The sequence below is a fragment of the Cupriavidus sp. HE11 genome (assembly GCF_056097175.1).
The window spans coordinates 499583-515433 of record NZ_CP184464.1 but is presented as its reverse complement, the minus strand read 5'-3'; the positions used below and the strand labels follow the sequence as shown (position 1 = coordinate 515433).

Genomic DNA, 15851 nt, shown 5'->3' with positions numbered 1-15851 from the left:
AACGCGCCGGCCGGAGGTCGGTGGCTTAGACCTGTGCGTCCAGGAACGAAGTCAGCTGCGACTTCGACAGTGCGCCAACCTTCTGGGCCACGACTTCACCGTTCTTGAACAGGATCAGCGTCGGGATGCCGCGGATGCCGAACTTGGCCGGCACCTGCTGGTTTTCGTCCACGTTGATCTTGGCGATCTGCACGCGGTCGCCGTAGTCTTTCGCGACTTCGTCCAGGATCGGGGCAATCATCTTGCAGGGGCCGCACCACTCAGCCCAGAAGTCCAGCAGCACGGGCTTGTCGGACTTGAGCACGTCGGTGTCGAACGATGCGTCGCTCACATACTTGATTTGGTCGCTCATGGCGGGGAACCTCAGGTTTCGCTCAGTTTATGTTGAAGGCGGGCAACTGCCGTGGGGCTGAACCGCTACCTTACACGAGAACGTGCAGGGCCGCCGGACGGCAATGCGTGGCGACACGCGCCGCCATTGACGCCGATATGTTACCAGCTTGCCGGATTTCAAGTCCCGCAGTCATCCACCGCGCGCCGCGTGCCACAAGGCGTCCGCGGCGGTCACACCCACATTGTGCCGCGCCCGGGCTTCTGTTGCCGATGATAGTTTCAATCGACCCGAGAGGCTGGCTCAATCGGCATCCCTCATTGGAGGTATTTGTACCCGCCAATGCCCGGGAGGCTGGGGATTTCCCGTAGAAAATCGCCTCGGGCATGATCTAGAATGCACTTGGACGGATCGCATCCGCGACCGCGTAGAATGGCAGGCCGGATGCGCCAATCTTGCATCTTCCGACATAGGCCATCGATCATGACGCCCGATCCTCGCAAGCCCGATACCGATACCCCCGATGCGGACCACCTGAGCGAAGCGCTGGCACACCTGAACCGTGCCGTCGAATCCGAAAGCATCGCCTCCGGCGCCGCCAAGGGGCTGGTGTACAGCGTGATGGAAACGCTCGGCACGCTGATTGGCGATCCCGACCTTCCCGAGCATGCGCGCTCCGGCTACGAGGGGTTGCTGGAAACCGCACGCGAACTGCGTGCGCGCATCGAAGGCGGCGGCCGGGGCGGCAACTGACGCCACCGCGTGCAATCCGGGGCGCCCGGGTCGCCCCGCATCGCTGATACGTATCGGTCCCTGCCATCCATGACCCGGCTTTCGTTTCCTCCTGGCCCGTCGTTCCTCGAACAGGCCGCCACGGCGACGTGGTATTTCCTTGACCACTGCGGTCCCGCCGCATCGGCCGCGCATGTGGTCGTGCCCACGGCTGCGCAGATTCCCGGCGTGCGCCAGGCGCTGGACGCCGCAGCACGCGCCGCCGGGCAGCCGCGCCTGCTGCCACGGGTGCTGACGCTGGGCCACTGGCTGCTGGACCTGCCTCCCGATCTCGATGCCGAACCGGCACCGGCGCGCAGCCACGCGGCGCGGCTGCTGGCCGTGCAGCAGGCGATCCGCGCGCAGGACTGGCTGCGCACCGCATTCGGCGCCCAGACCGAGGGCGCGGCCTGGGGCCTGGCGCAGACGCTGCTGTCGATCAGCGACGAACTGAGCGCGCGCTGGCTCGAAGACGCTGCCATTCGCGAGGATGACGACATCGACGGCGACGATCGCGCCGCGTTGCTGCAGGGTGCGCTGCAACGTACCTACGCTCATTTGTCCGAACGCTTTCTGGGCCAGGAGGCCCAGATCGTGCTGGCCTTCTGGCAGATGCTGTCGGGCCCGGACGACCCCTTGCCTGCCCGCCGCCGTGCGCTGCAGCGCCTGGCGCAGCAGGTGACGGGACCGGTTGTGTGGATAGGCCCGACGCCGCCCGAACCGATCGAAGCCAGCTTCCTGCAGCAGGCCGGCGAACTGGTGCCGACGCTGGAAGCGGGCTACGACTGGACCGGCGGCGAAGCGCTTGCCGATGCCGACTGGTACCAGACGCTGCTGGCGCTGTGGCCCGAGGCGCGCCGTGCCGATCCGGTGGCGCCGGACGAGGAGGGCGGCGAGGCCGAGGGGAATCATGCCGGCGACAGGCGCCCCAACGATGCCCAGATGCCCGCGCTGCCCCAGACGCTGCCCCAGACGCTGCCCGAACTGCGCCCGCGCGTTCGGGTCATCGGCAGCGCCCGTTTCGAGGACGAAGCCGCTGCGGCGGCAGCGCAGCTCGTGCAATGGCTCAACGAGGGCCGCAAGCACGTGGCCCTGGTGGCGCACGATCGCGTCGTGGCGCGCCGCACGCGCGCACTGCTGACACGCGCCGGAGCGCCGGTGCGCGATGAAACTGGCTGGAAGCTGTCTACCACGCGTGCCGCCGCCGCGCTGATGCGGTGGTTCGACGTGCTGGTGCGCGACGGAGACACCGCCGCCTTGCTTGACTTGCTGAAGTCGCCGTTCTGCCTGCCCGATGCCGCGCATCGTGGCCAGGCCATCGCGCTGCTGGAGCGTCAGATTCGCCGTGATGCGATCACCGGCGGCTGGGCGCGCCTGCGCCACTTGTTCGCCGAGCGCGAAGGCACGACTGTGGTCGACGCCGAGGCCATGGGGGCCAGCGATACGACGCTGCATGTGCGCGCCGCCGCGCGCGGGCTGATCGCCATGCTGGCCGACGAGGCCGCCGAATGGCCGCGCGGCCATGCCCAGCAGCCGCTGCCGGTCTGGCTGGGACGGCTCGACGCCACGCTCGACGCGCTGGCGATGCGTCCCGCGCTGGCCGCCGACGACGCCGGCCAGCAACTGCTCGATGCACTGGCCCGGCTGGCCGAGCTGTCCGATGACGAAACCGGCAGCCATGCCACGCTGAACCAGCAGGAATTCCGCGCCATGCTGGCGGCGCTGCTCGAAACGGTGGCCTACAAGGAACCGCTGGCGCAAAGCCAGTCGCGCATCACGATCCTGCCCCTCAACGGCGCACGGATGCGTCGCTTCGACGGCGTGGTGGTGGTGGGTTGCGACGATGCCCAGCTGCCATCGAGCGCCGCAGAGCTGATGTTCTTCTCGAACCAGATGCGCCGCGAACTGGGCCTGGAAGATCGCGAGGCACGTTTTGCGCAGCAGGCACGCGATCTGGCCGAAGTACTGCTCAACAATGACGATGTGGTGCTGACCTGGCAACGCTACGGCAGCCGGGGCGAGCCGCATCATGTGTCGGGCTGGATCGAGCGGCTGTCCGCCTGCTGCGCGCGCGCCGGGGCACCGATCGAAGCCGGGGCGCCGCCGCAACTGCTGGATACCTTTGCCCAGCCGGGCCATATGCCGGCACCGATGGCGCCGGAACGCGTGCCGGCCCGCTGGAGCGCGGCCGCGTACAACATGCTGCGCCGCTGCCCGTATCAGTTCTTCGCGGGCCGCATGCTGGGCCTGGCCGGGCTCGAAGCCCTCAACGACGACCTGGAAAAGCGCGATATCGGCAACCTGCTGCACCGCGTGCTGCTGCAATACCACCAGGAGATCCACGAAGCCGACGAGCGCGACGACGCGCGGCGGCTGGCACGCCTGCAGCAGATCTCCGACACCGTGTTCGGCAAGCAGATGGCCGAGGACGGCAACGCGATCAGCTACTACCGCCGCTGGTGCGAGGTGCTGCCATCGTATGTGGCCTGGCAGGCCGCGCGCGAGGAAATGGGCTGGCACTGGCGCGGCGGCGAGATGGACGCCGGCGTCGATGTGGCGATGCCCGACGGCGTGCCGCTGCGGCTGGCAGGCCGTATCGACCGTCTCGACAAGGGCCCGGACGGCGCGCACGCGGTGCTCGACTACAAGACCCAGCCCGCCAGCCGCCTGCGGCGCAAGGTTGGCGATGCCGAGGAAGACTGCCAGCTCGCGTTCTACGGGCTGTTGCGTGCCGATGCCGTGGCCGGCAGCTGGGTGTCGCTCGAAGGCGTGAAGCAGGGCGGCCGCGACAGCGCCCCCGGTGCGCAGCGCGAAGTCGACCTGCCCGAATTCCAGGCTGCCGTGACGTGGCTGGAGCGCCAGTTGCGGCAGGACGTGGGCCGTCTGCGGCAGGGCGCCAGGCTGCCCGCATTCGGCGACGCCGCCGCCTGTACCTATTGCGAAGCGCGTGGCCTGTGCCGCAAGGGCTTCTGGGAATCCACCGCCTTGCCGGATCTTCGAACATGAACGCCAGCCAGGACATCCACGCCTATCTGCGCGATGGTCAGCCCGTGGGCGAGGCCGATTTCACGCGAGCCGCCTGCGACCCGGCACGCTCCGTGGTGGTCGAGGCCTGCGCCGGCAGCGGCAAGACCTGGCTGCTGGTGGCACGGCTGGTGCGCTTGTTGCTGGCCGGCGCCGCGCCCCACGAGATTCTTGCCATCACGTTCACGCGCAAGGCTGCCGAGGAGATGCGCGAACGCCTGCTGGAGGTGCTGTCGCAACTGGCAAGCGGATCGGACGACGCCGTACTGGCCCAGCTCGAAATGCGCGGGCTGGCTCCCGATGCCGCACGCGCCGCTTTGCCGCGCGCCCGCCAGCTGCATGCGCAGGTGCTGGCATCGCCGGGCCGCATGGCCATCGACACGTTCCACGGCTGGTTTGGCACGCTGCTGCGCGGCGCGCCGCTGTCGTCGGGCATCGTGCCCGGCGCGTCGCTGCGCGAAGATGCGCTGCGCATGAAGCGCGAGGCCTGGGCGCCGTTCTGGCGCGCGCTGGCCCATCCGCAGCATGCGGACCTGCGGCAGGCCTACGAGCAACTGGTTGATGCGATTGGCGATTTTCAGGCGCGCAGCCTGCTTGATCGCATGTTCCACGCGCGCAACGAGTGGTGGGCATTTCGTGATGCCGGGAAGGCCGGCGATGCTGGCGACCCGGCGCAGCGGCTGGCCGCCGATCTAGGCGATGACGCCACCACCGACGTACTGGTGGAAGCGCTGGCCGACGACGACTGGCTCGAGGACTGCGCCCAGCTTGCGCTGACGCTTGGCCGGGCTGGCAAGACCGAGCAGACGCACGCGTCGCGGCTGGTCGATGGCCTGCGCGCGATCCGGGCCTGGCGCGATGCCGGTGCCGCGCCAGGCGATGCCGCCACGCAGGCATTTGGCCAGTTGCGCGCCGCGTTCTTCACCGATGCCGGCAAGCCGCGCGCGATGAAGGCCACCTCGGCGCTGGTCAAGGTTTGTGGCGGCGAAGGCGGGGCCGCAGACCTGATCGACCGCGTGGCCGACCATTGCGAGCGGCTCGACGACATTGCCGCGCGCCGCTGCGAGGCCGCCGTGCTGGCTATCAACCTGGCGCTCTACCGGCTGGGCGATGCGCTGCTGGAGCGTTACCAGCGCTACAAGGGCGAACAGCGCGCGATGGATTTCGCCGATCTCGAATGGCTGGCCGCGCGCCTGATGGCCGACGAGGAAACCGCCACCTATCTGCAGGTGCGGCTCGATGCGCGCTATCGCCATCTGCTGCTCGACGAGTTCCAGGACACCAACCCGCTGCAATGGCGCATCCTGCAGGGCTGGCTGGCCGGCTACCAGGGGCTGGGCGACAAGCCCACCGTATTCCTGGTGGGGGATCCCAAGCAGTCGATCTATCGCTTCCGCCGGGCCGACGCACGCCTGTTCGATGCTGCGCGCGACATGCTGCAGGCCGAGTTCCGTGCCACGGTGCTGCGCACCAACCGCACGCGCCGCAATCGCCCGGAAGTGCTGGACTGGGTCAACGCCGTGTTCGATCACGCCCGCGCCGACGGCCGCTATCCGCTCTACGAAACCCAGACCACGGCGCTGAAAGACCCCGGAGGCCCGGTCTGGCTGCTGCCGCTGGTGGAGGAGGATGCCGACGCCGCCGACGCCGCCGACGGTGCCGATGGCGCCCATGAGGCGGCCGCAGCAACCGAAGACCCGCCAGCCGGCGACGGCCATCGCGACACGCTGACACAGCCGCGCGTGCAGCAGGGGGATTCGTTGCGCTTCGAGGAAGGCCGCCGCGTGGCCGCGTGGCTGCACTACCTGCGCGAGCAGGTTCCGGTGCGCGAGGGCGACGTGTCGCGGCCCGCCACCTGGCGCGACATGCACCTGCTGGTGCGGCGCAAGACCTATCTGCCCGACTACGAGCGCGCGTTGCGCGAAGCCGGCATCCCGTGCCTGAGCCCGCGCCGGGGCGGCCTGCTGACCACGCTCGAGGCGCTCGATATCTCCGCGCTGCTGGCGTTCCTGATGACGCCGGAATCCGATCTCGACCTGGCGCACGTGCTCAAGAGCCCGATCGTGGGCGCCACCGACGACGACCTGATCCTGCTGGCGTTGATCGAAGGCGAGGGCGGCTGGTGGTCGCGCATCGCCAGCGGGCTGCCCGAGCATGTCTCGGATGCGCTGCGCAGCGGTATCGCACGGCTGCGCGCCTGGCTGGTGCTGGCGCCGCACAAGCCCGTGCATGACCTGATCGATCATATCTATCACCATGGCGAGGTGCGCCGCCGCTACGCGGAGGCCGCGCCGTCGGCGATCCGCGAGCAGGTGCTGGCCAATCTGGATGCCTTCCTGAAGCTGTCGCTGGATCTCGATGGCGGCCGCTACCCGAGCCTGCCGAAGTTTATCGACGAACTGCAGGAGATCCGGCGCGGCGACGAGGACGAGAGCCCCGACGAGGGCGGCATGGGCGAAGGCGTGGAAGACACCGAAGCCGAGCCCGACGACGCCGGCGACAGCCAGCTCGATGCCGTGCATATCCTGACCGTGCATGCTGCCAAGGGCCTGGAAGCGCCGTTCGTGGTGCTGCTCGATGCCAACCACAGCGATCCCGCCGCCGACCGTGGCGGCATCCTGGTGGACTGGCCGCCCGCATCGCCCGCACCGCGGCATTTCTCGGCCTACGGCAAGCGCAGCGAACGCGGCCTGGCGCGTGCACCGATGTTCGAGGCCGAAGCCGCACTGGCCGAGCGCGAAAACTGGAACCTGCTCTATGTGGCGATGACGCGCGCGCAGCAGGGGCTGCTGGTCAGCGGCGTCAAGGGGCGCGCCAGCAAGGCCGCAAAGGAAGATGCCAATGGCGCCGAGATTGCCGGCAGCTGGTATGTGCGGCTGGCCGGGGCTGGCATTGGCGACGAAGTTGCGGCCTATCCCGAGGCCGATATCGCCGCCGCCGACACGTTCAGTCCGGCCAGCGAGCGCGTGCGCTATACGGATTTCCGGCTGCGCTACCGCGATGCGGCGGACACGGTGGGTGACATGACAGGCGACCTGGTGGGCGGCCTGGTTGGTGAAGGGTTGTCCGGAGCTTCAGCCGAAGGCGCCTTCGAGGACGAGGCCGAAGCCACGGTGTTCGACGCCGAGGCGGCCGCCCATGGCGAGCTGGTCCACGCGCTGCTGGAACGGCTGACGCGTTACCCGGACGCCTATGCCGGCGTGCCGGACGCCGCCACGGTGATGCGCTGGTTCCCGCTGGCCGGGGCGGGCGCGCCGCAGGCGCGCGAGCGCTGGCAACGGCAGGCCGAGGCCGCGGTGGCCGATCTGCACGCCATGCTGTCGGCGCCGGCGCTGCGGCCGCTGCTGTTCGCGCCCGACGCGGTGTCGGCTCGCAACGAGGTGGAGCTTTACGATGGCCGGGGCCGCCTGTTGCGGATCGACCGGCTGGTGGAGTTCGACGACCGCGTGGTGATCATCGACTACAAGCAGCGCCTGCTGCCGCAGGAGCACGCGGCCTATGGCGCGCAGCTGGCGCGCTATGTGGCGGCGGTGCAGCCGATCTTCCCCGGCAAGCGGATCGAGGCCGGGGTGGCAACGGCCGCCGGGGCGTGGATCGATGCCGAGTCGCTGCGTGCGACGGCGCCGTCGCGGGCGCCAGCGCAGATGCCGAATGCCCCAATCGCCACGACGCAGCAGGGATCGTTGTTCTGATCCGGAAAACAGGCGCAGAATAGACGTGGGTTCCAAGGGGCCGAACGCCCCTCTCCAGCCCGCTGCGAGAGACGATGGACGAGGTGATTCGCGCCAAGGATGCGCGAATGTTCGCCATGCCGTGCGCCAGCGCGTGTCTCCCGCCATCGGGCAGGAAAGATCTCAATTTCGAGGATTTATCGCGAAGAACTTCGCGTGAAGACGGAAAATGCAGGAAGAAGGGGGACGAGCCTGACCCTCGGCACTGGTGGAAAACGGCTGTGGCTGCTTCGTTCCCGACCTGACCAGGTTGACCGCGCCGCCATGCGAGGAGGCCCGTCCGACCGGCATTGTAACCCAACCTGGCACAACGTTTCCAATTTCGTTGTTCTACGAGGGTTGTTCGACGGGAGTTTGATCTGATACCGGGGTGTCGTGCGGCCATGCTGGCAGCATGGCGGACGGCATTTTCTGCCGACTTTTCATCCAGACAGGTTGGGGCATGAACGCAAACGACCAGATCCTCCGCGGCGCACTCGTGCCGCAAGACATCTCCATCGAAGTACTTCAGGAAAAATACGCCAAGGGCGAAGAGCGCGACATCGACGATGTGCGCCGCCGCGTGGCACGTGCGCTGGCCGACGTCGAGCCGGCCGATCACCGCGACACCTGGGCAGCGCGCTTTCTCTGGGCGCTGGAAAACGGCTTCGTGCCGGCCGGGCGCATCAATTCCGCCGCCGGCACCGGCATCCAGGCCACGCTGATCAACTGCTTCGTGCAGCCCGTGGGCGACTCGGTGTCCGAGGCCAGGGACGGCAAGCCCAGCATCTACACCGCCGTGGCGCAGGCCGCAGAGACCATGCGGCGCGGCGGCGGCGTGGGCTATGACTTTTCGTCGATCCGTCCGGGGGGCGCGCTGGTGCGTGCCACGCATTCGCGGGCCTCGGGGCCGGTGTCGTTCATGAAGGTGTTCGATGCGTCGTGCGCCACCGTGGAATCGGCTGGCGCGCGGCGCGGGGCGCAGATGGGTGTGCTGCGCTGCGACCATCCCGATATCGAGAGCTTTATCCACGCCAAGGATCGCGGCGACCTGACCAACTTCAATATCTCGATCGGCGTGACCGACGCATTCATGCGGGCCGTGGAGGCCGATGAAGAGATCGAACTGGTGCACGAGGCCGAGCCGGGCATGGACGTGATCGCGGCCGGCGCCTACCGGCGCGACGATGGCCAGTGGGTGTATCGCCGCGTGCCGGCGCGCCGGCTGTGGGACCAGGTCATGCAGGCCACCTACGACCATGCCGAGCCCGGCATCCTGTTTCTGTCGCGCATCAACGCCGACAACAACCTCTACTACTGCGAGACGATCGAGGCCACCAATCCGTGTGCGGAGCAGCCGCTGCCGTCGTATGGTTGCTGCTGCCTGGGGTCGATCAACCTGACGCGTTTCGTGCGCCAGCCGTTCACCGACGAGGCCAGTTTCGATTTCGCTGCGTTTGCCGAAGTCGTGCGGGTGTCCACGCGCATGCTCGACAACGTGCTCGATGTCACGTTCTGGCCGCTGCCCGAGCAACGGGCCGAAGCGCAGGCCAAGCGCCGCATCGGGCTGGGATTCCTGGGGCTGGGCAGCGCGCTGGTCATGCTGGGGCTGCGCTACGACACCGACGCGGCACGCGCGCTGGCGGGCCGGATTTCGGAATCGATGCGCGACCATGCTTACCTGGCGTCGGTGGAACTGGCCGACGAGAAGGGCGCCTTCCCGTTGTTCGATGCCGATGCCTACCTGCGCGGTGGATTCGTCAGCCGCCTGCCGGACGCCGTGCAGGACGCCATCCGCGCGCACGGGTTGCGCAACTCGCACCTGCTGTCGATCGCGCCGACCGGCACCATCACGCTGGCCTTTGCCGATAACGCGTCGAACGGCATCGAGCCCGCGTTCTCGTGGACGTACAACCGCCGCAAGCGCATGCCGGACGACAGCTACCGCACGTTCGAGGTGGCCGATCACGCATGGCGGCTCTATCGGCATCTGGGCGGCGACATGGACCGCCTGCCGGACAGCTTTGTCACCGCGCTGCAGATGTCGGCGCTGGATCATATGCGGATGCTGGAGGCCGTGCAGCCGTATATCGACACCAGCATCAGCAAGACGGTGAACGTGCCCGAGGACTATCCGTACGAGGCCTTCCGCAACCTGTACCTGGAAGCCTGGAAGGCCGGCCTGAAGGGACTGGCCACCTACCGGCCCAACCAGGTGCTGGGCGCCGTGCTGTCGGTGACGCCGGCGGCCGAGGCGCCCGCGGCGGCGACGGTGCCGGGCACGCAGAACGGCGACGATCCGCTCACGCGGCCGTTTGGCAGCCGGCCGCTGGGCGACCTCGAAGGCGTGACGTCGAAGGTGGAATACCTGACCTACGAGGGCCACAAGACCGTCTACCTGACCGTGAATTTCATGCGGGTATCAGGCACGGTCGACGGCCAGCCGGTCACGATCGAGCGGCCGATCGAGTTCTTCATGCCGGCCGGCCAGCGCACCGAGGGGCAGCAGTGGATCACGTCGACGATGCGGCTGCTGTCGATGGTGGCGCGCTCCGGCGGCCCGATTGCCAAGGCGCTGGCCGACATGCGCAACGTGGTGTGGGACAAGGGCACCGTGCGCTATGGGTCGGTGGTGCGGCAGGACGGTACCGAGGTGCCGCGCTTCCATGACTCCGAGGTGGCGGCGCTGAGCTACGCGCTGCAGCGCATCCTGATCAAGCGCGGCTTCCTGGACGAGGAAGGCGGCCAGGTGCCCGGGGCAGCGCTGGCGGCCCGGCTCGCCCGGCGCGATGGCGGCGAGGCGGCGGTCGTGCTGGCCCGGCCGACGGCGCCCGCTCAGGCTTCAACGGCCGTGACCGGGATCGGCACCGGCAAGCCATGCCCCGAGTGTGGTGCGCATGCGCTACACAAGGTGGATGGCTGTGCCAAGTGCGCCAACTGCGGCTACGTGGGCGAGTGCGGCTGATCCGGCACCTGCCGGCGAGGGGCGGCCCACGACGCACAGCCGTGCACCAGTTTGGGCCGCGCCTCCATCACATATACCTATATCGAACGATCGTTTTAAGGAGTACGCTGCGCGCGAGGATGTGAGGTGCGCCAGACTGCCCCCGCAGAAACCCTGATCCCTGAATCCGGCTCATCGGGTCGATGACCGGATTTTGGGCGGTGAGCCGGGAACCCGTCCTTACAATCCCCTTTCTGTCCGGCGGGCGGCGCTTGCGTCGCTCGGCGGTGCAAATGTCGTCCGGAGGTCCAGGCCCGTCAGAGGCAGGCAGCCGTATCAACCAGAGGAGGATTCAATCGTGTGGAGTCAAGTCTATGACCCGCTAGGCAGCATGGCGCTTTCGACCATTGCTGCCGGGGTTCCGGTCGCCGTGCTGCTTGCCGCGCTGGCGTTCTTTCATATGCAGGCGCACCTGGCGGCCGGCCTGGCGCTGCTGGTGGGCATCGTCGTCGCGTCCTTCGTGTTCGGCATGCCGGCGGCCATGGCCGGCAAGGCGGCGGGGCTCGGCATCGTGTCCGGCTTGTTCCCGATTGGCTGGATCGTCCTAAATATCATCTTCCTGCACCGGCTGACCACGATAAACGGGTCATTCAAGGTGTTGCAGAACTCGATTTCCGGCGTGACCGAGGATCGGCGCCTGCAACTGCTGCTGGTGGCATTCAGCTTCGGTGCATTCTTCGAAGGCGCGGCCGGTTTCGGCACGCCGGTGGCCGTGACCGGTGCCATCCTGATCGGCCTGGGCTTCTCGCCGCTGGCCGCCTCGGGCCTGGCGCTGATTGCCAACACCGCGCCGGTGGCCTTTGGTGCGCTGGGCGCGCCAATCATCGGCCTGTCGTCGGTGACCGGCATCGACCAGGTGCAGCTGTCGGCGATGATCGGCCGCCAGCTGCCGTTCTTCTCGGTGCTGGTGCCGTTCTGGCTGATCTGGGCGTTCGCGGGATTCCGCGGCATGCTGGCGATCTGGCCGGCCATCCTGGTGGCGGGTGTCAGCTTTGCGGTGCCGCAGTTCCTGGTGTCGAACTTCCACGGCCCGTGGCTGGTGGACGTGATCTCGGCGCTGATCTCGATGGGCTGCCTGACCGGCTTCCTGAAGATCTGGCAACCGAAGGAAATCTGGACGTCCACGCGTATCCTGGGCCGCCACGACGACTCGAAGGTGGACCATCCCGAAGCAATGGAAGCCGAAGCCCGGGCTACTGCCGCATCGGTGGGCATTTCGGTGGCGAAGGCATGGATGCCGTGGGTGATCCTGACCGTGTTCGTGTTCGTCTGGGGCGTTCCCGAGTTCAAGAAGCTGATGGACGGCATCTGGCAGTGGAAGTACCCGATCCCGGGGCTGGACAAGGCCATCATCAAGGGCCCGCCGGTGGTGCCGAAGGAAATCGCCGAAGGCGCCGTGTTCAGCTTCAATGTGCTGTCGATGGCGGGTACCGGCATCCTGGTGTCGGCGGTGGTGGGTGGCCTGCTGATGGGCTACTCGATCCCGCGCCTGTTCAAGGAATACTGGGAAACCATCAAGCTCGTGCGCTATTCGCTGCTGACGATCTGCGCGATGTTCGGCATCGGCTACCTGACCCGCTACTCGGGCCTGGACGCCACGCTGGGCCTGGCGTTTGCCCAGACCGGCGTGCTGTACCCGCTGTTCGGCACGATGCTGGGCTGGCTGGGTGTGGCGCTGACCGGCTCCGACACGGCGTCGAACGTGCTGTTCGGCGGCCTGCAAAAGACCACGGCCGAGCAATTGGGCCTGTCGCCGACGCTGATGGCGGCCGCCAACAGCTCCGGCGGCGTGATGGGCAAGATGATCGACGCGCAGTCGATCGTGGTGGCGTCCACGGCCACCAAGTGGTACGGCCACGAAGGCGAGATCCTGCGCTACGTGTTCTTCCACTCGATCGCGCTGGCCATCATGGTCGGCCTGTTCGTGACGCTGCAGGCGTATGTGCATCCGTTCACGCAGATGGTGATTCACTGACGGCCGGCCAGCCCGATGTGACACGAAGCCCCGCCCCAAGGCGGGGCTTTTTTGTGGGCGCCGGCCGGCCAGGGTTTGCCGGGCCGGTTCCCGATTGCTGAGGTCCGCCTTTTGCTACAATCGCCGCCATGAGTTATCAAGTTCTAGCGCGCAAATGGCGCCCACGGGATTTCACCACGCTGGTCGGCCAGGAGCACGTGGTGCGCGCGCTCACGCATGCGCTGGAACAGCAACGGCTGCATCACGCCTATCTGTTCACCGGTACGCGTGGTGTCGGCAAGACCACGTTGTCCCGGATCCTGGCCAAGGCCCTCAATTGCACCGGCCCGGACGGCAACGGCGGCATCACCGCCCAGCCCTGCGGACAGTGCAAGGCCTGCCAGGAGATCGATAGCGGGCGGTTCGTCGACTATATCGAGATGGACGCGGCGTCGAACCGTGGCGTTGACGAGATGGCGCAGCTGCTCGACAAGGCGGTCTATGCGCCGACGGTCGGCCGCTTCAAGGTCTACATGATCGACGAAGTGCATATGCTGACCAACCACGCCTTCAACGCGATGCTGAAGACGCTGGAAGAGCCGCCCGGGCACGTCAAGTTCATCCTGGCAACGACCGATCCGCAGAAGATTCCTGTCACCGTCCTGTCACGCTGCCTGCAGTTCAACCTGAAGCAGATGCCGCCGGGGCATATCGTGTCGCACCTGGACCATATCCTGGGCCAGGAAGGCATCAGCCACGACGGCAGCGCGCTGCGCCTGCTGGCGCAGGCCGCCCATGGGTCGATGCGCGACGCGCTGTCGCTGACCGACCAGGCCATTGCCTACAGCGCCGGCCAGGTGTCCGAGGAAGCCGTGCGCGGCATGCTGGGCGCGATTGACCAGAGCTACCTGGTGCAGTTGCTCGATGCGCTGGCCGCCGAGGATGGTGCCACGATGCTCGGCATTGCCGATTCGATGGCCGACCGCAGCCTGTCGTTTGCCGGCGCGCTGCAGGACCTGGGCTCGCTGCTGCACAAGATTGCGCTGGCGCAGGCCGTGCCGGCGTCGGTGCAGGACGAATGGCCCGAGGCCGGGGATGTGCGCCGGCTGGCCGGCGAGTTCGACGCCCAGGAAATCCAGCTTTTCTACCAGATCGCCAATCTTGGCCGCAGCGAGCTTGCGCTGGCGCCGGACGAGTACGCCGGCTTCACGATGACGCTGTTGCGCATGCTGGCCTTCCGGCCGTCGGCGACGCCTGCCACACCGGCAGGCGGGCAGGGCGGTGGCGGCCAGGCCGTTGCACGCCCGCGTCCGGCCAGCCCGCCGGCCGCCGCGCCGCGTGCCATGGCGGTCGCGCAGGCTGTGCCGGTTGCCCCGGTTGCACAGGCAGCCCCGGTTGCGCCGAAGGCCGATGCACCGATTGCCGAGGTGAAGCCAGTCACCGAAAGCGCGAAGCCCGCGAGCGCGCCGATGCCGGAGCCCGTCATGGCTCCCGCCGCGGCGATCGCGCCGGCTCCGGTATCCGCCCCGGTTGCGGCGCCCGTGTCCGCAGCGCCGGCGCCTGCCGCCGAGCCTGCCACGCCGCCGGCCAGCAGCCGCACGGCCATGTCACCGGCCCGTGCCGCGCTGGAAGCCGCACGACAGGCGTCGGCAGGCAAGGGCGCCACACGTCCGGCCGGTGCCGGCGCGCCGCCGATGGCTGGCGCCGCTGCCGCCGCCGCAGCCAGCCAGCGCCCGGCGGCCCAGCCGCTGCGTCCGCCTCCGGCTTCGCGCCCGGCAACTTCCGCCACGGCAGCGCCTGCGCAGCCGGCCAAGGCACCTGCAGTCGCACCCGTTGCGCCGGTAACGGCTGCCCCGCAGACCCAGGCCGCGCCGGAGCCCGTGCGCGAACGTCCGGCGCCTGCTGCCGCCAAGCCTGCCCAGCAGGCCAGGCCGGCGGCCGATGTGCCGCCGTGGGAAGCTGCCGGTGGCAGCGATGTTCCGCCTTGGGAAGCCATGCCGGCCGACATGCCGGTGATCGGCCCCTACGACAGCGATCCTGGCTTCGACCCGAATTTTGGCGGGTACGACAACGGTTTCGAATCGGACGGCTTCGAGCGCGCACCGCGTGACGCCGGCCGTGCCGCATCGGCTAAGTCGGCCCAGCCCGCCCAGCCCCAGGCCCGCAAGCCGGTGCCCGAGCCCGAGCCGGCGGTAGCGCTGGCACCGGCCGTGCCGCCGCTAGCGCCGAGCGCGTCCGACGACGGTACGCCGCCGGTCTTCACGGGCGACTGGCCGGCACTGGCTGCCAGCCTGCCGCTCAAGGGCCTGGCGCAGCAACTGGCGCACCAGAGCGAACTGCACCGCGTGGTGGGCCGCGTGTTGCACCTGCGCGTGCCGGTGGCGGCCATTGGCGAGGCCAATGTGGCCGAGCGGCTGCAGGCGGCGCTCAATGAACACTTCGGCGTCGAGGTCCGCGTGCATTGCGAGATCGGCGCCGTGACCCATACCGCGGCGGCCGTCGATGCCGCGGCGCGTGCCGAGCGCCAGCGCGAGGCCGAAGCCGAGATCGACCGCGACCCATTCGTACAGGGCCTGCTGCGCGAGTTCGGCGGGCAGATCGTGCCCGGTTCCGTGCAGCCGCGCGCTGCCTGATTTCGAGAGGCGGCCCGCCTGGATCGACAGACCATGCGGCGCCGCCCGACCCAACACACACATATCGAAGGAGTGATTCCATGATGAAAGGTCAACTGGCCGGGCTGATGAAGCAAGCCCAGCAGATGCAGGACAACATGAAGAAGATGCAGGAGCAGCTGGCCCAGATCGAGGTCGAGGGCCAGTCCGGCGCCGGTCTCGTGAAGGTGGTCATGACCTGCAAGAACGACGTGAAGCGCGTGACCATCGATCCGAGCCTGCTGGCCGACGACAAGGACCTGCTGGAAGACCTGGTGGCCGCCGCGTTCAACGACGCCGTGCGCAAGGCCGAGGCCACCACGCAGGAAAAGATGGGCTCGATGACGTCGGGCCTGCCGCTGCCCCCGGGCTTCAAGCTGCCGTTCTGATCGACGTCCCCATGCGC

Annotated in this window: 8 protein-coding genes and 1 other RNA gene; 7 read left to right on the top strand and 2 right to left on the bottom strand. The window is 68.3% G+C overall.

Features of this window, described 5'->3' with window-relative positions:
- Positions 1–25: 25 nt before the first annotated feature.
- Complete coding sequence (trxA, locus tag ACOABP_RS02345; RefSeq protein WP_066734371.1) at positions 26–352, bottom strand: thioredoxin TrxA; 327 nt, start codon at positions 350–352, stop codon at positions 26–28.
- Between the two features lie 462 nt (positions 353–814).
- On the opposite strand from trxA, the gene ACOABP_RS02340 reads away from it, so the two are divergent.
- The 3 genes from ACOABP_RS02340 (at position 815) to ACOABP_RS02330 (ending at position 7818) form a co-directional block, all read left to right on the top strand.
- Positions 815–1084 carry a hypothetical protein gene (locus tag ACOABP_RS02340; RefSeq protein ID WP_474226804.1) on the top strand — a complete coding sequence of 90 codons (270 nt, stop codon included), beginning with the start codon at positions 815–817 and terminating at the stop codon, positions 1082–1084.
- A gap of 69 nt (positions 1085–1153) precedes the next feature.
- The gene (locus ACOABP_RS02335; RefSeq protein WP_474226803.1) at positions 1154–4108 is read left to right on the top strand and encodes a PD-(D/E)XK nuclease family protein; all 2955 of its coding nucleotides are present in this window, start codon (positions 1154–1156) and stop codon (positions 4106–4108) included.
- A complete protein-coding gene (locus ACOABP_RS02330) occupies positions 4105–7818 on the top strand; it encodes a UvrD-helicase domain-containing protein (protein WP_474226802.1) in 3714 nt (1237 codons plus the stop codon). The genes ACOABP_RS02335 and ACOABP_RS02330 overlap by 4 nt, the downstream gene beginning before the upstream one ends.
- A 221-nt stretch (positions 7819–8039) precedes the next feature.
- Here ACOABP_RS02330 and ffs read toward each other — a convergent pair.
- Positions 8040–8138, bottom strand: an RNA gene (gene ffs, locus ACOABP_RS02325) — signal recognition particle sRNA small type.
- A 161-nt stretch (positions 8139–8299) separates the two neighbouring features.
- Here ffs and ACOABP_RS02320 point away from each other — a divergent pair.
- From ACOABP_RS02320 to ACOABP_RS02305, 4 genes are all read left to right on the top strand, one after another.
- The gene (locus ACOABP_RS02320) at positions 8300–10801 is read left to right on the top strand and encodes an adenosylcobalamin-dependent ribonucleoside-diphosphate reductase (protein WP_474226801.1); all 2502 of its coding nucleotides are present in this window, start codon (positions 8300–8302) and stop codon (positions 10799–10801) included.
- A gap of 337 nt (positions 10802–11138) precedes the next feature.
- Complete coding sequence (locus ACOABP_RS02315) at positions 11139–12815, top strand: L-lactate permease (protein ID WP_474226800.1); 1677 nt, start codon at positions 11139–11141, stop codon at positions 12813–12815.
- 128 nt (positions 12816–12943) lie between these two features.
- Positions 12944–15427 carry a DNA polymerase III subunit gamma/tau gene (locus tag ACOABP_RS02310; RefSeq protein WP_474226799.1) on the top strand — a complete coding sequence of 828 codons (2484 nt, stop codon included), beginning with the start codon at positions 12944–12946 and terminating at the stop codon, positions 15425–15427.
- 80 nt (positions 15428–15507) lie between these two features.
- Entirely contained in the window at positions 15508–15834 is a 327-nt protein-coding gene (locus ACOABP_RS02305) for a YbaB/EbfC family nucleoid-associated protein (protein WP_066730897.1), read from the top strand.
- Positions 15835–15851: the final 17 nt, after the last annotated feature.